Source organism: Williamsia sp. Y844 (assembly GCF_056786475.1).
On the sequence record NZ_JBXCJB010000005.1, the window covers coordinates 85,851 to 107,827 of the forward strand.

The window sequence follows — 21,977 nt, forward strand, 5'->3', positions numbered from 1 at the left end:
CACACCCTGGGCACGACGGGACTCTGGTCGAAGGACTTGTCCGCGCATAACTTTCGGAGAGTCGGCTCGGGCGGGTTGCCCGGCTTTGCCTCGCCCAGAAAGGAATCCAATGTCTTTTGACTCCCGCGAGTTCTATACGAGCTATATCGAGGCGCTCAACGCTCATCGGTTCGACCGCATGCACGAGTTCGTTCACGATCACGTCACGTTGCAGAGCGAACCGGGCTCCCGAGACGCTCTCGTCGCCGACCTGAACGGAATAGTTGACGCGGTTCCTGACTTCCAGTGGGAGGTACAAGAACTCGTTGCCTATGGCGATCGGCTGGCTGCACGTCTGACCAACACGGGCACACCTGTGAAGGAATGGCTCGGTGTCGCACCCACCGGAAAGTCCATCGAACTTGCCGAGTTCGCGATCTACACAATCCGAGACGGGAAGTTTCTGCACATGTCGGCGCTGCACGATGCCGACGCCTTGAGCACCCAGCTCGCCGCCTGACCACCCCACGCAACTGATCTCGAAAAAGGGAAAATCATGACCGTCACTTTGATTACCGGCGCCAACAAGGGCATTGGGTTCGAAACCGCCAAGCAGCTTCTCGACCTCGGACACGTCGTCTACATCGGCGCGCGTGATGTCGAGCGAGGAGAAAAGGCGGCGGAATCGATCGGCGCACGATTCGTTCAGCTCGATGTGACTGACGAAAGCTCGGTGCGCAGCGCACTGGCGGTGATCGACGAGGCCGAAGGCAGCCTTGACGTTCTGGTGAACAATGCGGGCATCCTGGAGACCGAGCTCGACGGACCTGCGGCGCTACGATCGTTCGACACGAACGCGGTCGGCATCGTGCGAGTAACCGAGGCGGCCTTGCCGCTACTTCGCAAGTCGTCCAATCCCACCGTGGTCACCGTATCCAGCAGCGCTGGATCGTTCTGGGCGGTGAACAACCCCGAGCGGGCGGAGTTCAACCTGCCTCTCGCGCTTTACTCGGCGTCCAAATCTGCCGCGACCATGCTGACAGTGCAGTACGCCAAGTCGCAGCCGGGCATCAAGTTCAATGCCGTCGAGCCGGGACCCACCGCAACGGACTTGACCGCCGCCTTCGGGATCGGCCGGCCTGCTGACGAGAGCGCACGGGTCGTCGTGCGTTGGGCGACACTCGGACCGGAAGGCCCTACCGGGACGTTCCAGCACGAGGCGGGCGAATTGCCTTGGTGAGCCACATCCTCCAAAACTGATTTCACGAGTGAGGGTTGCAGCCGGGTGATAACGAACGCATCTGCGCCAACGCCACCGCGAAAAACGCAGTTAGCCTTGAGTCAAGACCGAGTCGGTCTCCCGATCACGCACCGCTCATAGTTCGTGCCCACGGCTCGTCAACCTCGGAGAGGTTAAGTGCGGTGACGACATTGGCGAGCATGCCGGCTCCGAACCATTGTCGTATTGCTTCGTCGTCGAAATCGAAAAGTAGCCGCCCGACAAGTGAGCGGTGCGGGAGCCAACTGTCCTTCGAGGGGAAGCGTCCGGTTGGTTCACCCCGCGCGTAGAGCGCGGGGTGAACCCGGTCAGTCGAGGATCGCTGTGGCCTCGACTTCCACGAGTACGTCGGGTTCGAAGAGGTAGTCGACGCCGATCAATGAGGCGGGGGGCATCGGAAGGGGCAGTCCGATGTCAGCGGCAACGCGTTCGACGCCGGCCATGAACGGGGTGATCTTTTCCGGCGTCCAGCCGGTGACGTAGAACGTCAGTCTGAGTACATCGGCGAACGTGGCACCTGCGCCGGCCAGACCGGTCGAAGTGTTGCGCAGAGCCTGCGCGACCTGTCCGGCCAGGTCGTCTGGGGCCACAGGTGTTCCATCGGCCAATCGCGCAATCTGGCCACTGACGTGGACGTGGCGCGACCCCGTACCCACCGCGACGTGGTGGTAGGGCGTGGGTTGCATCATGCCTTCGGGGGTGGAGTAGTTGACGGACAAGATGGTCTCCTTCAAATGAATTCGAGTGGGTATATAACTGATACCTGGTATATCAAGGACACTTCAAGGAGACTAGGTTTCATGACCGAAACCCATAGGACGCCGGCCGAGCTCACGGTCAGCGCACCACACCGCGAATTGCTGGATCAGGTGCTCGACAAGTGGTCGTTGGCGGTCCTCAACGAACTCTGTGAGCGCCCCTGCCGTTTCAACGAACTGCGGCGGGCAATCCCGACCGTGACTCAGAAGTCGCTCACCGCCACATTGCGCAAGCTCGAGCGGAACGGAATCATCGAAAGGAACCTACTCAGGTCACGTCCGGTCGCGGTTGAGTACCGGATTACCCCGCTGGGAAAGACGCTCCGGCCACCGGTCGACGTGATCCTTCAATGGGCTACTGCGCACATGCCGGACATCGAACGAGCTCGCTTGAAGTTCGACACTGCCGAGGAGGGCAGTTAGCGATAGGCGTGGATGGTTTGAATCTTCGCCTGTCACCAGGCGACTGTGCGGTCGTCGGTGAATGTCGCGGTGGGGTTGTCGACGAGCCTGGTGGCGAGTATCGCGCGAAGCCGAGTTGACGGCGAGTGTGCACGATTGTTGGTCTATTTCGCGGTGACTTGGTCGTTGGATCGGCGGGGCATGCTTGCTGCGGAGAGAGCGGCGGCTGCCAGGGCGAGAATGCCGAGGATGAGGTAAGCGCCTGAGTAGCTTCCTGTCCAGTCTGCAAGTAGTGCCCCTGCCCATGGTGCGAAGGCCATGGTGATGACAATGGGCGCGGACATGACGCCGTTGAGGTGCCCGTAGCGCGCCGGCCCCCACCGGTCGGTGATGGCGGTGGCCTGGATGAGAGTGAAGATGCCGCGCGCGAGTCCAGCGCCGACGGCAACCAGTACCAGCGCGAATACCGAGGTGGTAGATCCCAGGGCGATCGTGGTGGTCGCGACGGCCGCGATGACGCCGACGGTTCGTCCCTTGGTTCCGGTGAGGCGTTGCAACGGAAGGTATCCGACTCTGCCCAGGACTTGTCCGACACCGCCGAGGCCGAGTGCGGTGGCAGCGACGGTGGGATCGGCACCGTGCTCGAGGAGTAGCGGTACCAGGTTGAAGACCCCGGCGAACGCGACGAATGCGGCCAGGCTCAGGGCGACGGTGAGTGCGATGAACGGCCGGCTGCGGGTGGTGTCATTTGTGTCGGCGGGGGAGGTGGCGGGATCTTGGTGTGGGATGAGGGGCCAGCTGCCGCGGAGGCCGCGGTAGTGGGCTGGGACCGTGATGGCGAGCAGGATTGCGGCAAGGATGACATAGGTTCGCCGCCAATCAAAGTGATCGACCAATAGTGCGGTCAGCGGCGCGAAAACGGTGCTGGCCAATCCTGCGGCGAGGGTGAGGATCATGAGCGCGCGGACACGTTCGGAGCCCCACCATCGGGTCAATGCTGCAAACGCCGGTGGGTACAACACTGCGCCCATGGCTATTCCGGCGATGATCCAACCGAAATAGAAGGTGGCCAGGTGTTCGGCGGTGGCGATGATGACCACCGCGGGGACGGCGATGGCCGAGCCAGCGGTCATGACCCAGCGCGGGCCGTGCCGGTCGAGGATCCGTCCAACCGGGATACCGACCAGGGCCGCGATGAGTTGGCTGATCGAAAACGCGGCCACGACGGCACTTGTCGACCACCCGGTATCGGCCGAAATCGATGGGGACAGAACAGGAAACGCGTAGTAGAGAATGCCCCAGCTGGTGATCTCGGTGACACACAGAACCGACAGGACCCGGCGTCGCCCGGGGTGAGGTATTTCCCGTAGTGACGCTGGATCGGTGATCGACTCAGTCACTCGAGGTGGGCGAGCTCAGGCTGATCAGTTCCGGCTCGGCGGAGGGCGCGGCGCAGCAGCCGCCGCCGGCAGAGCTTTCGGCGTTCGGATCGTCGAACAGTCCGGCGCCGCCGCAGACTCCGGTGTCGGGCAGGGTCAGCTCGACCTTGCGCGCGCCGTCGTGGTCTCCGGCGAGTTCTGCAGCGATGCTACGCACTTGCTCGTAGCCGGTCATCGCCAGGAACGTCGGTGCACGGCCATAGCTTTTCATTCCGACCAGGTAGAGGCCAGGTTCGGGTTGGGTGAGCTCATCGACGCCGTGGGGGTAGACGGTTCCACAGGAATGCATGTTCGGATCGATCAACTCCGCCAAGAACTTGGGTGCCTGCAGCGTGGGATCAAGATCGAGCCGCACCTCGGACAGCCAGGACAGGTCGGGCCGGAAACCGGTCAGGGCGATCACCTGATCAACGCCGTCGATACGGGCCCCGGTGTCCCCGACAAGGGTGAGCTGCTCACCCTGACGATCAACGGCTTCGGTCCGGAATCCGGACACGATCTGCAGGTATCCGTCATCGACGGCCTTCTTGGCCCGCAGACCCAGCGCTCCGCGCGCCGCGAGTTCATCGGAGGCGCCGCCACCGAAGACAGATTCGGTGACGGGCCGGCGTACTGCCCAGGTCAACGTGGTGCCCGGATGTTCGGCGGCCAGCTCGGCGAAGGTGATGATGGCGGTCAGGGCTGAGTGCCCGCTGCCGGCAATGACGGTGTGCTTGCCCGCGTACCGGGCCCGGGTGGCCTCATCGGTGAGGTCGGGGACGCGGTAGCTGATCCGGTCGGCCGCATCACGTTCGCCGATTGCTGGAAGTCCTTCGCTGCCCAGTGGATTGGGTGAACCCCACGTTCCCGAGGCGTCGATGACCGCACGGGCCAGGATGCGTTCCTCGCTGCCGTCGGAGTGGCGGACGTGGACCGAAAGGGGTTCGGTATCGCGGCCGGCGTCTACGACACGGTCGCGACCGCGGCGGGCGACGCCGATGACCTCGGAATCGAACCGGACACGCTCACCAAGGGCCGCGGCGAGTGGCTCGAGGTAGTCGCGAGCCCATTCCCGGCCAGTCGCATAGGTTTCACCCTCGGGTGGGGTCCATCCGGTGGGAGCGAGCAGGCGGGCTGCGGCGGGATCGGTGACTTCGGACCACGGGGAGAACAGACGCACGTGGTTCCACTCCGCGACAGCGCTGCCGGCGGACTGTCCACGTTCGAGAACGATGACGTCAGAACCGGTTTCGGTCAGATGTGCGGCGGCGGCCAGGCCGATGGGGCCGGCTCCTACCACTGCGACGGGGTACTCGGAACTCATGGGAAACCTTCCATTGACGAGGATCAGTACTTGCGGCCCACTGTATCGACAGTTATCAATATAAGCAACATTGACAGTCATCGATATAGCGTGGTCGTGACCGTTTCGGTATCTGTTCGTACCACCGACGATGGTCACTTGAGGACATCGTGTACCAGGTCGATGACGGCGGCGCGGGCGGTGCGTCCCACTCCGATGAGCGTGGCAGACCCCGGGCCGGTCCAATCGCCATAGCCCAGGAACACCAACGACGGCTCGCCGTGCGCGTGATTGCCATCCAGTGTGATGCCTGCTGAGCCGTCCGAGCGCAGATGCATCGGCTGGAGATGACGCAGTGCGGGACGAAAGCCGGTGCACCAGATGATCGCATCGAGTTTTTCGGTGCTGGTACCGTCGCTGACCCCGTCAGCGGTCAGGGTGGTGAAGATCGGCCGTGCGTGTAGCACGCCGCGATCGCGGGCTTCTTTGACCGGCGGGACCATGACAATGTCGCCGAGCCCGGCGACGCCACCGGAATCGGTGCCGCCGGCGGCGAGGGTACGGGCTCGCTCGGTGGCGACTTTGAACAAGACCCGTCCATCGACGTCGTCGGGTAGGAACTTTGGTGGATGCGCGGTGAACCACACGGTGTCGGCCACGGTGGAGACTTCGGCGAGAATCTGTGCGGCGGAATTGCCGCCGCCGACGATGCCCACGCGTTGGCCGGCGAACGGAGTGGGGGTGCGGTAGTTGCTGGCATGCAGTTGAGTACCCCGGTAGTCGCGCATTCCGGGATAGCTGGGCCAAAACGGTCGTGACCATGTTCCGGTGGTGTTGATAATCGCTGCGGCGGTCCAGGATTCGGTGGCACTGTCCACACGGTATCCGTTGGCGGTGCGGTGGACGCCGGTCACGGTGACAGGACGCTGCACGGGCAGCGCGTACCTTTTTTCGTACGTGGTGAGGTAGTTCACGACGTGTGATGCTGGTGGAAAGCCGTCGGGCCAGGGCGGCATCGGCCAGCCTGGCAGCCGTGCGTACTCGGCGGGGGAGAACAGATGCAACGACGGCCAATACTGTTGCCATGAACCACCGGGCCGAGGTTGGTCATCGAGGATGACGAAGTCGCGCCTGGTTCGGCGCAGGTAATACCCGGCGGCCAATCCAGCTTGACCGCCACCGACGACGACCACATCGGTCGAGGTGGTGGAGATTGGAACCTCGATGTTGCTTGCGCTCAACGGATCAGCGACGCAGTCTCGCTACGAGTTCGTCGACGCGGGCAGCGATATCATCTCTGACCAGACGCATCCGCTCGATACCGTCAATACCGCGCTCGAAAGGCTCGTCGGTGTCCCAGTTCTCGAACCTCGGACCATCAATCCGGTCGACGGTGGCTTCGCGGCCCAAAGTGATCACATAGTCCATCCGGGCCAGCAGGGCGGGATCAATAGGTTTGGGCTGTTCGGCGGTGATGTCGACGCCGACCTCGATCAGTGATTGTGCCGACAATGCGTTGAGCGAGCCGCCGGGCCGGGTTCCCGCCGAGTGGACTTCGACTGCGTCTGCGGCTGCCTTGCGCATAAGACCGGCAGCCATCTGCGATTTGCCGCCGTTCTTCACGCACACGAACAACACGCTTGGTGTGCTCATCGGCTGGTATCTGATCGTGCTTGAACGAGTTCGGCGATCAGGTCTTTGACGAGAATCTTGATCTGGTCCCGGATCGGGCGTACTGCCTCGACGCCCTTGCCTGCTGGATCAGGCAGTGCCCAGTCGCGGTAGCTGATGCCAGGAAAGACCGGGCATGCGTCGCCGCATCCCATGGTGATGACGACATCCGAGCTTTCCACTGCAGCGGGAGTCAAAATCTTCGGTGATTGGGCCGAAATGTCAATGCCCTCTTCGGCCATCGCTTCGACTGCGGCGGAATTGATCGTCGCGGCCGGCGCGCTGCCCGCAGAGCGGACCTCGATGGTGTCGCCGGCGAGGTGAGAGAGGAAACCGGCAGCCATCTGCGATCGTCCGGCGTTGTGGACGCAGACAAACAGCACGCTGGGAGTGGTGGACATGAAGGCCCTTCGTGAGTCGGAGGCGGGTAGTCAGGCGGAAATGGTGGAGGTCAACTCGGTGAGGAGTCGGCTGATGCATGCGTCGCCGCAACCCATTGACACCACTACATCAGCGGCAGCGACCACATCGTCGGTGAGCGGTTTGGGATACTCCGCACCGAGATCGAGACCGATCTCGGCCATCGCGTGGACGACGGTGGGATTGATCTCGTGTGTCGGTGCAGACCCGGCAGACCTGACGTGTACCCGCCCGGGATATTCGGACATCAAGACCCCTTTGTCGCTGCCGTCACCGATGGTTGTGGGGTGAACCGTTTACGCAGGGCTAGAGATACATAGACAAGGCCGACCAGGACCGGTACTTCGATGAGCGGACCGACGACGCCGGCGAGTGCTTGGCCGGACGTGGCACCGTAGGTGGCGATGGCGACGGCGATGGCGAGTTCGAAGTTGTTTCCGGCCGCGGTGAACGCGAGGGTGGTGGTGCGTTCGTAGCCCAACCCCATTGCCGCGCCGAGGCCGTACCCACCGCCCCACATCACCGCGAAGTAAATCAGAAGCGGAATCGCGATGCGGACCACGTCGAGGGGCTGGGAGGTGATCTGATCACCCTGTAGCGCAAAGAGAATGACGATGGTGAACAGCAAACCGTAGAGCGCCCACGGACTGATCTTTGGGATGAACTTCGCTTCATACCAGTCGCGACCCTTGGAACGCTCACCGAAATAGCGCGACAAGAATCCGGCGACCAGAGGGATGCCGAGGAAGATCAGGACGGACTTGGCGATCTGCCATGGAGAGGCGTCGATTTCGGTCTGCTCGAGGCCAAGCCAGCCCGGCAACACTGACAGGTAGAACCAGCCGAGGACGGCGAACATGATCACCTGGAACACCGAATTGATGGCCACCAGGACCGCAGCCGCTTCGCGATCGCCGCAGGCGAGGTCGTTCCAGATGATGACCATCGCGATGCAGCGGGCAAGACCCACGATGATCAGACCGGTCCGGTACTCCGGAAGGTCAGCCAGGAAGATCCACGCCAGGGCAAACATCAGAGCAGGCCCCAGCACCCAGTTGAGTACCAGCGACCCGATGAGCAGCTTCTTGTCGCCGGTGACGGTGTCGAGGCGGTCGTACCGGACCTTCGCCAGCACCGGGTACATCATGATCAGCAGCCCGATCGCGATGGGTAGGGAAACGCCGTCGACAGAGATTGCCGACAGAGTGTCGTTCAGGCCGGGGATCAATCGTCCGAGCAGGAGGCCGGCAACCATCGCCACGCCGATCCAGACCGGTAGGAAACGGTCGAGAGTGGATAGTTTTCCGACGACTGCCGGATGCTCGGCGGTACTTGCGGCGGTACTCACGCGGTGACCAGCGGGGCGTCGTCACAGGTGGGGTCAGCTGCGCTGAGCACTGATGAGAGTTGCTGCAGGGCAGCTGGAATCACCCAGTAGTACACCCAGGTTCCGCGCCTTTGACAATCGAGCAAGCCGGCCTCACGCAGCACCTTGAGGTGATGGGAGATCGTCGGCTGGGACAAGTCGAACGAATCTGAAATGTCACAGACGCAGGCTTCACCGCCGGCGTGGCTGGCGACCAAACTGAGCAACCGCAGGCGCACCGGATCGCCAAGCGCCTTGAACATCCGCGCCAGATCACCCGCCCACGGTGCGGACAACGGTTCGCGAATCAACGGTGAGCAGCACTCCTCGCTGGCGACATCGGTGACTGGCAACCTCTGTTTCGACATAGATCTATATTGATGGTCGCCGAATCAAAGGTCAAGTGAACAACGCCCGCTGCAGGCGCGGATCGAATCTGACGTGTCCGGCGCTCATTCACTTCACCTGGAGAAGAACGGATTTCGGACTCGGCTATCGGTTCGACAAGCTGAGCAACTCTCTGCTGCGCCCGGTACGCACCGTACGCTGCCACCATGATGGAGTTCGAAGTCGTAGTCGGTGGCCGTTCGGTCATGGTTCGAGACACCGGGGATACGACGGGTGCGCCTGTTGTGCACTTCCACGGCACACCTGGATCGCGGCTAGAGGTCGATTTCGGAGCCGACCGCGCCCACCGGATGGGCATACGCGTGATCAGCTTCGACCGCCCAGGCTACGGCCGGTCCGATGCCGCTGCGAGCAGCCTCGGGCGGGTTGCAGCGGACGTCGAGGCCATCGTTGACGAACTCGGAGTGGACCGGTTCGCCACCTTGGGTTGGTCGGGGGGCGGACCGTTCGCCTTGGCGACGGCAGCCGCGATGCCCGATCGTGTGACCCGGGTCGGTGTGTCGGGTGGACTCGGGCCCGTGCAGCAGATGCCTGGTGCGATGGATGCTCTAACCGAGAACGACCTCTCTGCGCTTTCTTACCTGCCTGCCGAACCTACCCGTGCAGCCGAACAGTTCCTGGCCGGCAACGAGAAGTTCCTCGATGCCATGATGTCGGTACGGGATGACCAGAAGGCGCCGTGGATCGACTGGATGTGGGGAGCCAGTGATCCTGAGGTGGTCGCCGATCCCGCAGCGAGACAAGCGATCTTCGTTTCCTTTCAAGAGGCATTGCGGCAGGGCCCCATGGCGATTGCCTGGGACAACGTTGCATTCGTCGGTCCATGGGGTTTCGACCCCGCCGACGTCTTTGCACCGGTCCACCTTTGGTACGGCGACCGAGACGAAATGGCGCCTCAGAACAACGGTGAATGGCTCGCAAAGCAGTTGTCGAATGCCAAACTGGTCCTCTACAAGGACGAAGGGCACTTGTTACCGCTGCGGCACTGGGAACAGATGTTGCTGGCTGTGACCGGTATTCGGTGACCTGCTGGGCGTCGCGAGCCTGGTCACCATCAACAGTGCGATGGATTGGCGTCGATCCGGAGTTCATAACCCATGCCCTGTAAGGATTTGGGTGACACGAGTGGTTCTCGTTGGACGACGAGTGTGAGCGTCTGGGGACACGTGGTTCACCCGGATCGGCGCGGTCGACGGCTGGTCAGTTCTGCGTGCCGGATGTTGGTGAAATGCGGGCAATCAGGAGGAGCAGTAGTCCGCACACCACGACGAGCATCCACCCCAACCGAGATGCTTGTGCCAGGTCAGTCGGTGCACTGCCGGCTATCATTGCGCCGGCCAATGCGATGCCTAGCGCTGCTCCCAATTGGCGGGCGCTGGAGGTTATTCCACCAGCTAGACCCGCGCGCGAAGACGGTAGGCCGTTGACAGCGGTAGTGGTGATGGGTGCATTCGAGAAGCCGAATCCTATGCCGAGAAACAGGTAGGCGACGAGCAATGTCGTTGTGCTCGTGGTGTTGTCGAGCGAGACCAGACACAGGCCGCCGAGGGTGGTGAAACCACCGGCGATCAACAGTGGCCTTCGCGCGCCGACACGACCGACGAGCATCCCGGACAACGGCGCGCAGACGGTTGCGCCGATCGCCATCGGGAGAGTGATGGCGCCCGCGGCCATTGGGGTCATTTCTCGCGCGTGTTGTAGGTAGAGAGTGCCGAGAAGCAATGTCGCATTGAGAGACACGAACACCACCACGGCGCCTGCAACGGCGGCAGAGAACGCTGTGTGCCGGAATAGTTGGGGATCGATGAGCGGTTCGCTACGCCGTGACTCGATCCGCGTGAAAGCCGCCAACGCCACGGCCGTGAGGAGGTATCCGGCCAGTGAACCCGGTGATGTCCACCCGATTTGTGGTCCTTCGATGAGGAGCGCAACCATCCCGCCGATCACTATGGTCAGCAACAGTTGACCAGGTACGTCGAGTCTTCTCGGCTGTGGGGCACGCGATTCCGGAACAAATGCTCTGCTAAGGGCCAGGACTACAACGATCACCGGCACGTTGATCCACAACACGGACCGCCAACCGAAATTCTCGATGAGGAGGCCGCCGGTGACCGGCCCTGCGGCCATACTGATTCCGAATACCGCAGCCCACACGCCGATCGCCTTGGCCCGCTCCTTGGGTTCGGTCATCACGTTGACCACGATGGCGAGTGCGACCGGGCTCAGCATCGATCCACCGATCCCTTGAACTACACGTGCTGCGACCAGAACGCCGATAGACGGCGCGAGTGCACAGGCCGCCGAAGCCACACCGAAAACGACTAGCCCGAGTTGGAAGATCCGTCTCCGCCCGAAACGGTCGGCCATCGCACCGGATGAAATCAACAAACTCGCGAGTACAAGTGTGTACGCGTTGACGACCCATTCGAGACCACTGGTTCCGACGTCGAAATCCTCGCCTATTGACGGCAGGGCAACATTCACAATCGTTGTGTCGAGACCGACCACGAAAATGCCAACGGCGCAGATTGCGAGCACTCCCCAGCGGCGTTGGGTGTTGCCCGCGTAATCGATCGGCGCCGTGCTGGTTTTGGATTGCCGGATTGGCGGACTCATGATCGATTCCTATCGTCGTGGGCTGTTTCGTCGGGCGAATAGTCGCAGTCGCTCCGCCGAACCCGATAGAGAATTTGCGAAAAGTGCAAAAATGGACGCTATGGACGCCGAACTTGCACAGATGCTCGCCGACATAGGGCCGCGTTTGCGCTCACTTCGTCGTGATCGCGGTATGACGCTCGAGGCGCTGGCCGACGCCACTGGTCTATCTGTCAGCGCGTTGTCGCGGTTGGAGTCCGGGAAGCGCCGCCCAACTCTCGATCTGCTTGTGCCGCTGGCTCGAACGCATCGAGTGGCTCTCGACCAACTTGTCGGTGCACCTGCCACCGGCGATCCCCGAGTCCATCTCACGCCGCGGCGCAGTGGTAACGGGAGCGCCGTGGTTCCATTGACGCGTTATCCGGGGCGCGTGCAGGTCTTCAAGCAGGTGATCGGTCCTCGCCCTCAGAAGCTGGTCACTCATGCCGGATACGAATGGCTTTACGTTCTCGCGGGAAGCGTGCGGCTCATTCTCGGCGCCAATGAAGTTCTACTAGGCCCCGGTGAAGTAGCGGAGTTCGATACCAATGAGCCGCACTGGTTTGGGCCTGCTGACGATCAGGTGATCGAGATACTCCATCTGTTCGGCCCGCATGGAGACAAGGCTCATATCCGAACGTAACGGCGTTGAGCTCAGCCATGCGACCCACACAGTGCTGTTCGGTGTTCGTCGCACTCGTAGGCGTGTATCCCGGCCAGATGGCGACGTCGGGAAGTTCCTGCGTACCCGATGGTCTCGGCGGCAGCTTCACCGATTTGCAAGGGTTGGGTGGTGGATACGTCCGAGAAACTCGTCCAGCACGAGTTCAGGGCTGACCATGATTCTTCGGTTCCCGCCCGAGAAGACCTACGCACTGCGTAGTCATTCTCCCTCTTTTGAGACCTCGTCATCAGGACGTAACGAGACCGCGATGACGTCATACAGCCGCAACAAATCAACAACGTAGCCGTCATCGGCAACCGGAAACCTTCATGTGTGATCACAGTTGGATCAGGGATGGAGTTGATATCACATGGCAGTCGAGGTCTTGCCGCCGACGACGTTGGCGGAAAGCGTCTATCAACAGATCCGCCGCAACATAGTTGAAGGCCGAATAGCTCCGGGGACACGTGTGTCCATCCGCTCACTCGCCCAATCGGTCGGGGTTTCGACCATGCCGGCACGAGAAGCTCTGAAACGGCTGAACTTTGAGGGTCTGGTGGCGTTCGATCGCCGAGCTGTCACGATCACCACGCTGACGCCGAGCGAGATCAGGAGACTCTTCACCATCCGGTTGGCACTCGAGTCCCTTGCCACGGAGTGGGCGCTAGACGAACTCGACGACGACGGAATCGCGGCCCTGCGTTCGGTTCTCGATCAGATGACCGATCCGGACATCACCCCTCACGAGTGGCGCGAGCTGAATCGCAAGTTTCATCAGACCTTCTATGCCGGTGGCAACAGTCGCTACCTGATGGAGCTCATCCACAACATCTGGGATCGTATCCAGCCCTATATGGCGATCTATGCGACAGCCATGCACAACTTCGAGGAAGCCGACCGCCAGCACGAGCGTATGTATCAACTGATGCTTGCTCGCGACCTCGACGCACTCCTCGATGCCACCCGAGATCACCTCGAACACACGGCAGAAACCATCGTCGGAGCACTGGGAACAGATGCCGGTACGGGCAAGGAGAAACAGGTGAAATACCAAGAGCTGTCAGTGAGTTCGTTCCACGGAATGATCGAGACGGGCGATGCGACCAGTGCCGGTCTCACCGCGTGGTACCTCGACCGGATCGCGGCCCTCGACGCAGCCGATAACCCCGACGGACCGCAGATCAATTCGGTGGTCACACTGAACCCGGCGGCACTCGAGGACGCCGCACGGATCGATGACCAGTACGCACGCACCGGTACTCTGGTCGGCCCATTGCACGGTGTGCCGATTCTGGTCAAAGACCAAGGGGAAACGAAAGGTATCCCAACCTCGTTCGGTAACAAGGCATTCGCTGAGTACATCCCCGAGGCCGACGCCACGGTCATCGATCGGCTCCGTAAGGCCGGCGCGGTGATCCTCGGTAAAACGGCGATGTGCGACTTTGCCGCGGGGTGGTTCTCGTTCTCGTCACGGACCGAGCACACCAAGAACCCCTACGATCTCGATCGCGAGACCGGGGGATCGAGTGCTGGGACGGCCGCAGCCGTGACCGCAAACCTCTGCCTCGTCGGGATCGGGGAAGATACCGGTGGATCGATTCGCCTGCCGTCCTCGTTCACCAATCTGTTCGGTCTCCGCGTTACCACCGGGCTCATCCCGCGCACTGGTTTCTCCCCGCTGTTGCACTTCCAGGACACACCAGGACCCATGGCGCGCAATGTGCCCGACCTTGCCGCGATCCTTGACGTCATCGTCGGGTACGACCCGGCCGATGCCTACACCTCCATCGCCACCACAACCTCGGATGTCGGGAACTACCGCGAGGCGATCGCCGACGTCGACGCCGACTCCATCTCGTCGTTCCGGGTCGGCGTGCTCACGGACGGTTTTGGTGAGGGTGTAGATCAAGGTCTCACCAATTCGGTTGTGCGAGACGCCATCACCCAGCTCAATCAGCGGGGGGTTGCCGTGGTCGACGGTTTGGAACTCGGTGATCTGCCGGCGTGGGTGGCAGGTACTTCGCTGTACACGATCCAGTCGAAAACCGACATCGAAGAGTTTCTGCAGGCACGGCCGGGTGCGCCCGTCACCACGCTCCGCGAGATCGTTGACGGTGGATTCCATCCACTCACCGACCTGATCGCCGACATCGCCGATGGTCCATCTGTGCCCGAGGAGGATCCCGATTACTTCCCGCGCCGTCTGCGTCAAGACGAATGGCGACGCACATTGATCTCGATGATGGCCGATGCCGATGTAGATTTCCTGATCTACCCGACGGTCCAGGTACCGGCACCCACCCGCGAAGAGCTTGCAGCAAAGCGCTGGACTGCACTGGATTTCCCGACCAACACCGTCATCGCCTCACAGACGTCGCTGCCCGCCATGAGCATCCCCGCAGGCTTCACCGACGGTGGACTTCCCGTCGGACTCGAAGTACTCGGCCGCCCCTTGTCCGAGCGCAGTCTGCTGAGGTTCGCGCGTGCGTGGGAACTGGCAGTGAACCCTCGGCGACCTGCGGCTCTGACCGCAGACGTGGAGGGATGATCAATGCCGGTCCTGGACCTCAACTGTGACCTCGGTGAGAGTTTTGGCGTCTACGACTACGGCGCCGACACCGAGATGATGCCCATGATCACCTCGGCGAACATCGCGTGCGGTGCTCACGGCGGCGACCCCGCGGTCATGCGGCGGAGTGTTGATCTGGCAGCAGGCCATGGAGTTGCGATCGGTGCCCATGTCGGTCTCCCGGATCGAATCGGGTTCGGGCGTCGCGAGATCCCGACGACGCCTCAGGAGGCGTATGACCTGTGCCTGTACCAGGTCGGTGCGCTGGACTCGTTTGTTCGGGTCCGCGGCTGCACCATGCAGCATGTGAAACTCCATGGGTCGCTTTACATGATGGTCAATCGTGATCCGCATCTGGCCGATGCGGTGTGCGCTGCGATTACCGAACTCAATCCGTCACTGCTCGTTTATGTGCTGCCCGGTTCCGAATTGCATTCCCGGGCGGCAGAACTCGGTCTGGGTACAGTCAGCGAGACTTTCGCCGACCGGCCCTATCGCGATGGCCAGGTGCAGATGTATGAACGAACGGCTGATCGCATAGGTGGTGTCGATCAAGTGATCGCCCGCACGCTGGCGCAACTGGCCAGGCCAAGCGATCATGGCATCCGATCGGTATGCGTACACAGCGATTCACCCAGCGCGCCAACACTACTCGCTGAATTGAGAACAGCCCTCGTCGATGCGGGCTACTCATTCACTTCTCCCTCGTCATCGGTGCCCAGGGAATCCATCACGGCACATTCACAGTTGCCGGCAACCATGCCAGAAGGTGCTTCATGACAACCTCCGCCAAATCCAATGCAGAGCCCGACCACGGCACACTGCATCTCGACTCAGAGTTCGAGAACTCGCCAGTTCCTGACTCGCACCGTCGATCGACGCTGTCGGTCTCCGCGGTGTGGTTCGGGTTCCCAATGGTCCTCACCTGTGCCATCTTCGGTGGCACCATCGTCTATGGCCTCGGGTTCTGGAAGGGCATCGCGGCGATTATCATCGGCAACCTCGTCCTGTTCGGATACGTCGGCGCACTGTCATTCATCGCAGGCAAAACCGGGAAGAACTTCGCACTCAGCGCTGCTGAGACGTTCGGGCATCACGGATCCAAAATTGTCACCGGCTTTCTCGCGACCGTCGTCATCGGCTGGTTCGCTTTCCAGACCGGCTTGACTGGCGCCACCCTGAACACGTCGCTGGGCTGGAACGAAACGTTGGTCGCGTTGATCGGCGGGCTGCTGTACATCGGTGTGACCTTCATCGGGATCCGCGCATTGACCGTCATCGGCATGATTGCCGCACCACTGTTCATCGCACTAGGCGTCGTGTCGATCGTCCTGGTAGCCCGGAGCAACGGGTGGGGTGCGATCACCTCCTATGAGGGCGGTGCCAGTGACGCGACCGTTCTCTCGATCGGTGCGGCAGTGACGATCGTCGTGGCCACCTTCATCGACTCGGGCACCATGGCGGCGGACTTCACGCGGTGGTCACGCGGCGGCAGAGAAGCCGTGATCGCCACCTTCAGCGCCTTTCCGGTCGCCAACCTCATCGCGATGGTGACCGGGGCGGTGATCGTGGCCGCGGGGGGAGCACTCAACCCGGCAACCGACGGTGGCGACTTCATGCCCATCCTCGTCGATCATGGCGCTGTCCTGACTGCGCTCGCGGTGTTCTTCGTGTTCGTCAACCTCGGTTCGGTGTGCTCACACTGCCTGTACAACGGCGCAGTGGGGTGGAGCCAGCTCACCGGTTCGAAAATGCGGGTGCTCACGCTCATCCTCGGCGCAATCGGCCTGGTCATCGCTTTGGCTGGTGTGTGGAGTCACTTCTCGACCTGGCTCAATCTGCTCGGCATCTTCGTGCCGTCGATCGGTGCGGTGCTGATCGTGGATCAGCTCATCACCCGCCGGGCCGCCACACGGGGCATCACCGCGTTCCGCGTACAACCCTTCGCGGCGTGGATCATCGGCGCCGTTTGCGCCTACGCCGTGCATCACTGGGCTCCGCAGTTCAGCGAAGCGATCGTCGGAATGGTCTGTGCCGCAATTGCTTATCTGATCATCGACAAGTTCGTGCCGACGGCTGCTCCTGCCAAGGTGAATGACGATGTCGCGGCGGAGATCGAGGTCGCTGTATGACGCTCCCGGCCGACGTCGACCTGACCCGAATGACGGCCACCGCGGTCTCGGCAGCGGTCCGTTCCCGGTCGGTGACCGCTGTCGAGATCACCGAAGCCGCACTTGCACAGATGAATAGGCTCGACGATCATCTGCACGCGTTTGTCGAACGCACCGACGACGCCGCTCGCGCCCAGGCCGTTGCGGTCGATGCTGCGCTAGTCCATGGTCCGCCGAAGGCTGACCACCGCGCAGATGCCCGCATCTGGGCGATGCTGCAGCAACTTTCGTGAGTGTCAGACCATTCGGAGGGCGATGGCCACAACTGTCGTCGCTCTCCACCGCGACAGTAAGGAACTAACAACCATGAGTGGACTCGATGGACTCAATCCGACGCCCGGGGCGCTGGTCCTGGGACTGGTGCAGGCCCGGGTGCCGATCATCAAGACCCCGGCAGACCTGAAGACGACCGCCGAACGACTCGCCAGTGTCGTCAAGGGTGCGAAGAAGGGCATGCCGACGCTCGACCTGGTCGTGATGCCGGAGTACAGCATCAACGGTCTTGACCCGGACACCTGGCTCGACAACGAGATGCTCTGTGACCGAGACGGACCCGAGATGGCGCTGCTCGCCGATGCCTGCCGTCAGGCCGGGGTCTGGGGGTGTTTTTCGATCATGGAACGCAACCCGTCCGGTGCGCCGTGGAACAGCGGCATCATCATCGACGACAACGGCGAGGAGGTTCTCTACTACCGGAAGATGCATCCGTGGGTGCCCGCCGAGCCATGGGCGCCCGGAGATCTAGGGATCCCGGTCTGCGACGGCCCGTCCGGTTCCCGGATCGCGCTCATCATCTGCCACGACGGAATGTTGCCCGAGATGGCCCGGGAGGCAGCGTACAAGGGCGCCAACGTCATCCTGCGCACGGCGGGATACACCTACCCGATTCAGCAGTCATGGCGAATCACCAATCAGACCAACGCCTTTCACAACCTCGCCTATACGGCCTCGGTGGCGCTCGCCGGCCCGGACGAGAACAACATCTGGTCGCAGGGTGAGGCGATGGTGTGTGACATCGATGGCACCGTGCTGGTGCGGGGTGACGGATCGCCAGATCGTGTCGTCACCGCCGAGGTCGTCCCCGCCCGGGCAGATGAGGCGCGCCGGGGGTGGGGTGTCGAGAACAACATCTACCAACTCGGGCACCGCGGGTACACAGCAGTCGACGGCGGGGCCACAGATTGTCCTTACACGTTCATGCAGGATCTGGTAGCGGGCGAGTACCGCTTGCCATGGGAAGCCGACGTGCAGCACGTGGACGGGACCGGCGCGGGGTGGGATACCCCGCAGAATGTACGGGCGCGGTGAGCATTTCGATCCCGAAATAGCTCGAGCAGCCTTCGGTGCGTGTGCCGCTGGACTATCCGATTCTGTCTCTCACCTCCTCGAGGGTCTATTCACTCGGCAGCGGGGGATGTGATGTGGAACGAGTAGAAGTCTTCGGTCCACGGTGACCGGTCGCCTTTGATCGTGTTGTTGCCGCGAGTGCTCCCGGGGCCGGTCAGTTGGTGACAGCAACCGGAGTGGCGTTCGCTCGGCGCCGGATCGCGATGGTGGCAGCGATGGTGGTGGTCACGGCGACAACGTAGACGGGGAACAGCCAGTCGACAATGCGCCACGAGTCCAGAGTCAGCAACGCGATCCCTCCGTTGAGTCCGGCGAGCACGTAGTAGTCCGACCTCTCGGTGTGCGGTGACCTCCAGCTCTTCACGATGGTGGGCAGTGCGGCGACAGAATCTGCGATCACGACCATGACGAGCGCCATCGTGGCGCTGTCCAGTAGGAGCCATGCCGCGATGGCGGCCACCGAGATCGCGCCGCAGACTACGTCCAACGTCGTGATGCGCCAGTAGCTTTCCCGGTTGACAAACGACGAGGCAAAGACGAACGCCGGTCCCAGGCCGACGGACAGGGTGAGGACTGAGGATAGTCCGACACCTTCGTCGATCTGCGCGAGGAAAGCGATGACGGGCATTGCAGCCCAGAGGAACCACGAGACCCTGTTCGGACTGGCCGAGCCTGTCAGCACTGCGCGGATGTAGAAGGAACAGCCGACCAGGCTCAGCAGCGCGCCGAACAGGACGAAGTGGGGGTCAATCATCGTTGAACTCGTTTTTCGATCGGAGGGCGAAACGCGGAATGGTTCTGCTTCGCCGGGCTTTTCGGATGTGGATCAGTCCGTTGTTGTCAGCGAGTTGAGCGCCTCGGCGGCACACATTGTGAGTAGGCGTAGCTGCGTTCGCGGCGGATATGTCTCGGTGTCCAAGATGGCCGTCAAGGCGAGACCATTGACGGTGGCGGACAGCGACTTCGCGATATCTTCGACGTCGTTTTCGGTGGCGTCTGAACGCAGGTCCTGGACCAGGGCGGTGATGCGCGTGACCCACTGGCGGTGGTGGTTGATGTGGACCTCTTTGAGTTGCGGCTCCGCCAGGGCGGTCGCGGCGAAGCCTGCCCACACGCGGACCTCGTCGACCCGGTCGTGATCCAGTGGCAGCACGGCCGATAGGACGTCCACAAGCACGTCGATGCTCGGCTTGCGGCCTTCCTGGATTGCGTCGGCGCGTGTGACGACGCGGCTGTACATCGTCCGACAGGCGTGAACCAAAACGTCTGTGCGCGAGCCGAAGTGGTGCATAATCAGGCCGGTGGTGCAGTCTGCGCGGACAGCGACCGCACGCAGCGAAACGTTCTCCAAGCCGCAGTCGGCCGCCACAGCCCACACAGCGGCGGAGATCCGGTCGACTACAGCTTGTGTCGGCCCGTCGGTCATAGATGATCCCGTCCCGGTGATACGTAACATGCGTTATGTGTGACCGTAACACACGTTACGCACCGGCCCAGTTAGGCAACATCGCCACTATCCAGGTCGGGTGAAGATGCCCGCTGTCGCAATGGCAACGCGGCGGCGTGCGGCTTCGGTGTCGTCACGGAAGCGATCCACACCCCATGACAGTGCGGTGATCAACTCGAACACCTCGTCCGCAGTGATGGACTCGACCGCATCGCCGGCGGATTTCGCTGCATCGAGAAGGGTGCTTGTCTGGGTGAATAGGGGATTGCAGGCCCCGTTCATCGATGATGACGGGTCTTCGCGGGCTGTGGAAATGCAGTACGGCAGGTCGTGGCAGATGCGCATCTGCCACGTCAGACGGAACAGCCATTCGGCAAGTGCCTCGCGTGGAGTGGACGATCGAGACAGCTCCTCTGGCTCGTTGAGCGCTGCTTCCGTGTTCGTCTCCATGACGGCCGCGAGCAGATCATCGCGGGTGGGGAAGTTGCGATAGAGCGTTGCATTGCCCACACCGGCGCGCAGGGCTATGCCATCGAGAGATGCGAGAACACCCTCGTCATCGAATGTTTCGCGGGCGGCGTTGAGGATGGCGTCGCGGTTTCGCCGGGCATCGGCGCGCATGGGACGGGGCGACTTCGGGGCAGCACCCTGCGCAGCGGCCATGACAGCACTCCTTGACTAAGTGGGGAGCATCCCCCCACCAAGCGGTATGCGCCGCGGCCAAGACAGTGGCGGCTACCGGGCGTAGAGCGGCAGTTATTTCCGGGCGGGCGAAGATCACATCTTCATCGTCTGGTTCTTGCCAGTAGTGAGCGCAGTTCGCGGCGAACTCCAGAGCCTCGATCAACTCGAGTTCGGACAGTTTGGGGATCGCTTGAAGATCAACCGCCTCGATGACTTCGCGAACGTCCGCCGCAGTCTGGGGTCGGCGTCTGGCCGCAACTCGCTGATCTGAGCTGCACAAGTACGCGATGGCGGCGCAGAAAGAACGCCCCCGAGGTGACGCCAGAACAAGCGTGACCAGATCCATCGCGCAAGCTTACCGATGCCTGGACATTTGACCAGAACTGCGATCCTTCGGTGGTGACGTAAATTTCTGGGCCGCAATCGACTATCCGACGGTCATTCGTCTATCGAGTTGAGATGCCCCTGCCAGATGAAGCTTGAGACAACTCGTTCAGTCGGGTAGCGGTGGGCGGGGCGCGAATTGGCGTGCCCATACTTCTCGGGCCGCGATCGCGACCAGCACAACACCCATCGCGGACATGGTGTCGAGTTCGACGCTGTCGAGGATGCCTGGGGTAGCCAGCAGCAGTAGCCCCAACGCCACACACGGGGCGGCTACCGTAACTAGCCCCGGTAGCAACCGACGAGCCGAAATTGCTTCGGCCACAGCGGCGATGAGCACCACAACAAACGCAACCATCGACCAGAACTCCGGATCGGTCCATCGGTCATATGGCGCCGAAGCGCTGAAGTTGGCAATGCCCACCGGCGAGTCGGTCAGCGGGGTGTAGGCGGTCCACCGACTTGATCGCGCGGTGAAAGAGGCGTCAATAAAGCTGCCGTTCAAGCGATTGCTTGCGCCCGTCCAGCTGATGCCGCCAGCGAACAGTGTTGCGACCACAAAGATCCACCACGCGACATGGCCCGTGATGCGCGCGAGCGGGAATACGCGGCGGCTTGTCATGGTCAAGTTGTACAGGAGAGCGCCGTGTACGCGTTCGACTCTGTCGGTCGTGCAGAGCGCGGGCCAGGCGCTCAAACCTCGGTGATGGTGCCGCAGATGCCACATTGCTCGAGTTGACGACGCTTCCAACGTGCGATCGGAAGAAAAAACAGCGTGAATTGTTTGAATTGCTGGATGCGTGTCCATTGCGTGGTGTTGTGGCAGTGCGGGCACGTTCGGGTTTGACCCGGGCCGATGTGTTGCCGCTTGATGCCGTAACCGAAGATGAAGAACACAAGGCCAGCATAGAGGCCCCGTCTGGGTCGCCGAGTGCCCCGTGACACTGACAGGGCGAGAACGCCCCTTTCGACAGAATTCGTCGTGTTAGTAGGCGACGTATCGGGGAGCAGTCCATGTGCGAGCCGGCCGGCCGGCCGGCGACACCACGAATGGTAGTGTGGACCGTTCGCCG

General features: G+C 62.1%; 25 protein-coding genes and 1 pseudogene. 11 read left to right on the forward strand and 15 right to left on the reverse strand.

Going from position 1 to position 21,977, the window contains the following annotated elements; genetic code table 11:
• Positions 1-109 precede the first annotated feature (109 nt).
• Both AC1TQG_RS25690 and AC1TQG_RS25695 read left to right on the forward strand, forming a co-directional pair.
• Complete coding sequence (locus tag AC1TQG_RS25690; protein ID WP_482141652.1) at positions 110-499, forward strand: ester cyclase; 390 nt, start codon at positions 110-112, stop codon at positions 497-499.
• 36 nt (positions 500-535) lie between these two features.
• Positions 536-1,219, forward strand: a complete 684-nt coding sequence (locus tag AC1TQG_RS25695) for an SDR family NAD(P)-dependent oxidoreductase (protein WP_482141654.1) — start codon at positions 536-538, stop codon at positions 1,217-1,219.
• Between the two features lie 347 nt (positions 1,220-1,566).
• On the opposite strand, the gene AC1TQG_RS25700 is transcribed toward AC1TQG_RS25695, so the two are convergent.
• Positions 1,567-1,977 (reverse strand): RidA family protein, encoded by a 411-nt coding sequence (locus AC1TQG_RS25700; protein WP_482141656.1) that lies wholly within the window; start codon positions 1,975-1,977, stop codon positions 1,567-1,569.
• Between the two features lie 81 nt (positions 1,978-2,058).
• On the opposite strand from AC1TQG_RS25700, the gene AC1TQG_RS25705 reads away from it, so the two are divergent.
• A complete protein-coding gene (locus AC1TQG_RS25705) occupies positions 2,059-2,439 on the forward strand; it encodes a winged helix-turn-helix transcriptional regulator (protein ID WP_482141658.1) in 381 nt (126 codons plus the stop codon).
• A 143-nt stretch (positions 2,440-2,582) separates the two neighbouring features.
• Here the strand turns inward: AC1TQG_RS25705 and AC1TQG_RS25710 are convergent, their stop codons facing one another.
• The 8 genes and pseudogenes from AC1TQG_RS25710 to AC1TQG_RS25745 all read right to left on the reverse strand — a co-directional run bounded on the left by AC1TQG_RS25710 (position 2,583) and on the right by AC1TQG_RS25745 (position 8,964).
• Positions 2,583-3,818 (reverse strand): MFS transporter, encoded by a 1,236-nt coding sequence (locus tag AC1TQG_RS25710; RefSeq protein WP_482141660.1) that lies wholly within the window; start codon positions 3,816-3,818, stop codon positions 2,583-2,585.
• Entirely contained in the window at positions 3,811-5,160 is a 1,350-nt protein-coding gene (locus AC1TQG_RS25715) for an FAD-dependent oxidoreductase (protein ID WP_482141662.1), read from the reverse strand. Before AC1TQG_RS25715 ends, AC1TQG_RS25710 begins: the two co-directional genes overlap by 8 nt.
• A gap of 134 nt (positions 5,161-5,294) precedes the next feature.
• The gene (locus tag AC1TQG_RS25720) at positions 5,295-6,353 is read right to left on the reverse strand and encodes an ArsO family NAD(P)H-dependent flavin-containing monooxygenase (RefSeq protein ID WP_482141931.1); all 1,059 of its coding nucleotides are present in this window, start codon (positions 6,351-6,353) and stop codon (positions 5,295-5,297) included.
• Between the two features lie 31 nt (positions 6,354-6,384).
• Positions 6,385-6,792, reverse strand: a complete 408-nt coding sequence (locus AC1TQG_RS25725; protein ID WP_482141664.1) for an arsenate-mycothiol transferase ArsC — start codon at positions 6,790-6,792, stop codon at positions 6,385-6,387.
• Positions 6,789-7,211 carry an arsenate reductase ArsC gene (locus AC1TQG_RS25730; RefSeq protein ID WP_482141666.1) on the reverse strand — a complete coding sequence of 141 codons (423 nt, stop codon included), beginning with the start codon at positions 7,209-7,211 and terminating at the stop codon, positions 6,789-6,791. The genes AC1TQG_RS25725 and AC1TQG_RS25730 overlap by 4 nt, the downstream gene beginning before the upstream one ends.
• A 75-nt stretch (positions 7,212-7,286) precedes the next feature.
• Positions 7,287-7,466, reverse strand: a pseudogene (locus AC1TQG_RS25735) (arsenate reductase/protein-tyrosine-phosphatase family protein); the annotation flags it as partial.
• Between the two features lie 11 nt (positions 7,467-7,477).
• Complete coding sequence (gene arsB / locus AC1TQG_RS25740) at positions 7,478-8,578, reverse strand: ACR3 family arsenite efflux transporter (protein ID WP_482141668.1); 1,101 nt, start codon at positions 8,576-8,578, stop codon at positions 7,478-7,480.
• Positions 8,575-8,964, reverse strand: a complete 390-nt coding sequence (locus AC1TQG_RS25745; protein WP_482141670.1) for an ArsR/SmtB family transcription factor — start codon at positions 8,962-8,964, stop codon at positions 8,575-8,577. The genes arsB and AC1TQG_RS25745 overlap by 4 nt, the downstream gene beginning before the upstream one ends.
• A 186-nt stretch (positions 8,965-9,150) precedes the next feature.
• On the opposite strand from AC1TQG_RS25745, the gene AC1TQG_RS25750 reads away from it, so the two are divergent.
• Positions 9,151-10,029, forward strand: coding sequence for an alpha/beta fold hydrolase (locus tag AC1TQG_RS25750; RefSeq protein ID WP_482141672.1), 879 nt, complete (start codon positions 9,151-9,153; stop codon positions 10,027-10,029).
• Between the two features lie 175 nt (positions 10,030-10,204).
• On the opposite strand, the gene AC1TQG_RS25755 is transcribed toward AC1TQG_RS25750, so the two are convergent.
• Entirely contained in the window at positions 10,205-11,620 is a 1,416-nt protein-coding gene (locus AC1TQG_RS25755) for an MFS transporter (RefSeq protein WP_482141674.1), read from the reverse strand.
• Between the two features lie 100 nt (positions 11,621-11,720).
• On the opposite strand from AC1TQG_RS25755, the gene AC1TQG_RS25760 reads away from it, so the two are divergent.
• The 6 genes from AC1TQG_RS25760 (at position 11,721) to AC1TQG_RS25785 (ending at position 18,350) form a co-directional block, all read left to right on the forward strand.
• Positions 11,721-12,281, forward strand: coding sequence for a helix-turn-helix domain-containing protein (locus tag AC1TQG_RS25760; protein ID WP_482141932.1), 561 nt, complete (start codon positions 11,721-11,723; stop codon positions 12,279-12,281).
• 391 nt (positions 12,282-12,672) lie between these two features.
• Positions 12,673-14,850: an amidase family protein gene (locus AC1TQG_RS25765; RefSeq protein WP_482141676.1), complete on the forward strand. Its 2,178-nt coding sequence runs from the start codon at positions 12,673-12,675 to the stop codon at positions 14,848-14,850.
• 3 nt (positions 14,851-14,853) lie between these two features.
• Entirely contained in the window at positions 14,854-15,651 is a 798-nt protein-coding gene (locus AC1TQG_RS25770) for a 5-oxoprolinase subunit PxpA (RefSeq protein ID WP_482141678.1), read from the forward strand.
• Positions 15,648-17,003, forward strand: a complete 1,356-nt coding sequence (locus AC1TQG_RS25775) for a cytosine permease (protein ID WP_482141680.1) — start codon at positions 15,648-15,650, stop codon at positions 17,001-17,003. Before AC1TQG_RS25770 ends, AC1TQG_RS25775 begins: the two co-directional genes overlap by 4 nt.
• Positions 17,000-17,275: a hypothetical protein gene (locus AC1TQG_RS25780; protein ID WP_482141682.1), complete on the forward strand. Its 276-nt coding sequence runs from the start codon at positions 17,000-17,002 to the stop codon at positions 17,273-17,275. The genes AC1TQG_RS25775 and AC1TQG_RS25780 overlap by 4 nt, the downstream gene beginning before the upstream one ends.
• 73 nt (positions 17,276-17,348) lie before the next feature.
• Entirely contained in the window at positions 17,349-18,350 is a 1,002-nt protein-coding gene (locus AC1TQG_RS25785) for a formamidase (RefSeq protein ID WP_482141684.1), read from the forward strand.
• A gap of 193 nt (positions 18,351-18,543) precedes the next feature.
• Here AC1TQG_RS25785 and AC1TQG_RS25790 read toward each other — a convergent pair whose 3' ends face one another.
• The 3 genes from AC1TQG_RS25790 to AC1TQG_RS25800 all read right to left on the reverse strand — a co-directional run bounded on the left by AC1TQG_RS25790 (position 18,544) and on the right by AC1TQG_RS25800 (position 20,499).
• Entirely contained in the window at positions 18,544-19,143 is a 600-nt protein-coding gene (locus AC1TQG_RS25790; RefSeq protein ID WP_482141686.1) for a hypothetical protein, read from the reverse strand.
• A gap of 72 nt (positions 19,144-19,215) precedes the next feature.
• Positions 19,216-19,815, reverse strand: a complete 600-nt coding sequence (locus AC1TQG_RS25795; protein ID WP_482141688.1) for a TetR/AcrR family transcriptional regulator — start codon at positions 19,813-19,815, stop codon at positions 19,216-19,218.
• 87 nt (positions 19,816-19,902) lie between these two features.
• Positions 19,903-20,499 (reverse strand): TetR/AcrR family transcriptional regulator, encoded by a 597-nt coding sequence (locus AC1TQG_RS25800; protein ID WP_482141690.1) that lies wholly within the window; start codon positions 20,497-20,499, stop codon positions 19,903-19,905.
• A gap of 145 nt (positions 20,500-20,644) precedes the next feature.
• Between AC1TQG_RS25800 and AC1TQG_RS25805 the strand changes: the two genes are divergently transcribed.
• Entirely contained in the window at positions 20,645-20,791 is a 147-nt protein-coding gene (locus tag AC1TQG_RS25805) for a hypothetical protein (protein WP_482141692.1), read from the forward strand.
• A 222-nt stretch (positions 20,792-21,013) separates the two neighbouring features.
• Here the strand turns inward: AC1TQG_RS25805 and AC1TQG_RS25810 are convergent, their stop codons facing one another.
• Both AC1TQG_RS25810 and AC1TQG_RS25815 read right to left on the reverse strand, forming a co-directional pair.
• On the reverse strand, positions 21,014-21,526 hold the full coding sequence (locus AC1TQG_RS25810) for a hypothetical protein (protein ID WP_482141694.1): 513 nt from the start codon (positions 21,524-21,526) through the stop codon (positions 21,014-21,016).
• Positions 21,527-21,597: 71 nt separating this feature from the next.
• Positions 21,598-21,801 carry a zinc-ribbon domain-containing protein gene (locus AC1TQG_RS25815; RefSeq protein WP_482141696.1) on the reverse strand — a complete coding sequence of 68 codons (204 nt, stop codon included), beginning with the start codon at positions 21,799-21,801 and terminating at the stop codon, positions 21,598-21,600.
• Positions 21,802-21,977: the final 176 nt, after the last annotated feature.

Bases quoted from the DNA above. Each gene is read 5' to 3' on its own strand.
- AC1TQG_RS25690 (WP_482141652.1), top strand. From the start codon at position 110: ATGTCTTTTGACTCCCGCGAGTTCTATACGAGCTATATCGAGGCGCTC.
- AC1TQG_RS25705 (WP_482141658.1), top strand. From the start codon at position 2,059: ATGACCGAAACCCATAGGACGCCGGCCGAGCTCACGGTCAGCGCACCA.
- AC1TQG_RS25755 (WP_482141674.1), bottom strand. From the start codon at position 11,620: ATGAGTCCGCCAATCCGGCAATCCAAAACCAGCACGGCGCCGATCGAT.
- AC1TQG_RS25745 (WP_482141670.1), bottom strand. From the start codon at position 8,964: ATGTCGAAACAGAGGTTGCCAGTCACCGATGTCGCCAGCGAGGAGTGC.
- AC1TQG_RS25695 (WP_482141654.1), top strand. From the start codon at position 536: ATGACCGTCACTTTGATTACCGGCGCCAACAAGGGCATTGGGTTCGAA.
- AC1TQG_RS25780 (WP_482141682.1), top strand. From the start codon at position 17,000: ATGACGCTCCCGGCCGACGTCGACCTGACCCGAATGACGGCCACCGCG.
- AC1TQG_RS25790 (WP_482141686.1), bottom strand. From the start codon at position 19,143: ATGATTGACCCCCACTTCGTCCTGTTCGGCGCGCTGCTGAGCCTGGTC.
- AC1TQG_RS25765 (WP_482141676.1), top strand. From the start codon at position 12,673: ATGGCAGTCGAGGTCTTGCCGCCGACGACGTTGGCGGAAAGCGTCTAT.
- AC1TQG_RS25775 (WP_482141680.1), top strand. From the start codon at position 15,648: ATGACAACCTCCGCCAAATCCAATGCAGAGCCCGACCACGGCACACTG.
- AC1TQG_RS25785 (WP_482141684.1), top strand. From the start codon at position 17,349: ATGAGTGGACTCGATGGACTCAATCCGACGCCCGGGGCGCTGGTCCTG.
- AC1TQG_RS25770 (WP_482141678.1), top strand. From the start codon at position 14,854: ATGCCGGTCCTGGACCTCAACTGTGACCTCGGTGAGAGTTTTGGCGTC.
- AC1TQG_RS25750 (WP_482141672.1), top strand. From the start codon at position 9,151: ATGATGGAGTTCGAAGTCGTAGTCGGTGGCCGTTCGGTCATGGTTCGA.
- AC1TQG_RS25725 (WP_482141664.1), bottom strand. From the start codon at position 6,792: ATGAGCACACCAAGCGTGTTGTTCGTGTGCGTGAAGAACGGCGGCAAA.
- AC1TQG_RS25760 (WP_482141932.1), top strand. From the start codon at position 11,721: ATGGACGCCGAACTTGCACAGATGCTCGCCGACATAGGGCCGCGTTTG.
- AC1TQG_RS25795 (WP_482141688.1), bottom strand. From the start codon at position 19,815: ATGACCGACGGGCCGACACAAGCTGTAGTCGACCGGATCTCCGCCGCT.
- AC1TQG_RS25730 (WP_482141666.1), bottom strand. From the start codon at position 7,211: ATGTCCACCACTCCCAGCGTGCTGTTTGTCTGCGTCCACAACGCCGGA.
- AC1TQG_RS25800 (WP_482141690.1), bottom strand. From the start codon at position 20,499: ATGGCCGCTGCGCAGGGTGCTGCCCCGAAGTCGCCCCGTCCCATGCGC.
- AC1TQG_RS25810 (WP_482141694.1), bottom strand. From the start codon at position 21,526: ATGACAAGCCGCCGCGTATTCCCGCTCGCGCGCATCACGGGCCATGTC.
- AC1TQG_RS25715 (WP_482141662.1), bottom strand. From the start codon at position 5,160: ATGAGTTCCGAGTACCCCGTCGCAGTGGTAGGAGCCGGCCCCATCGGC.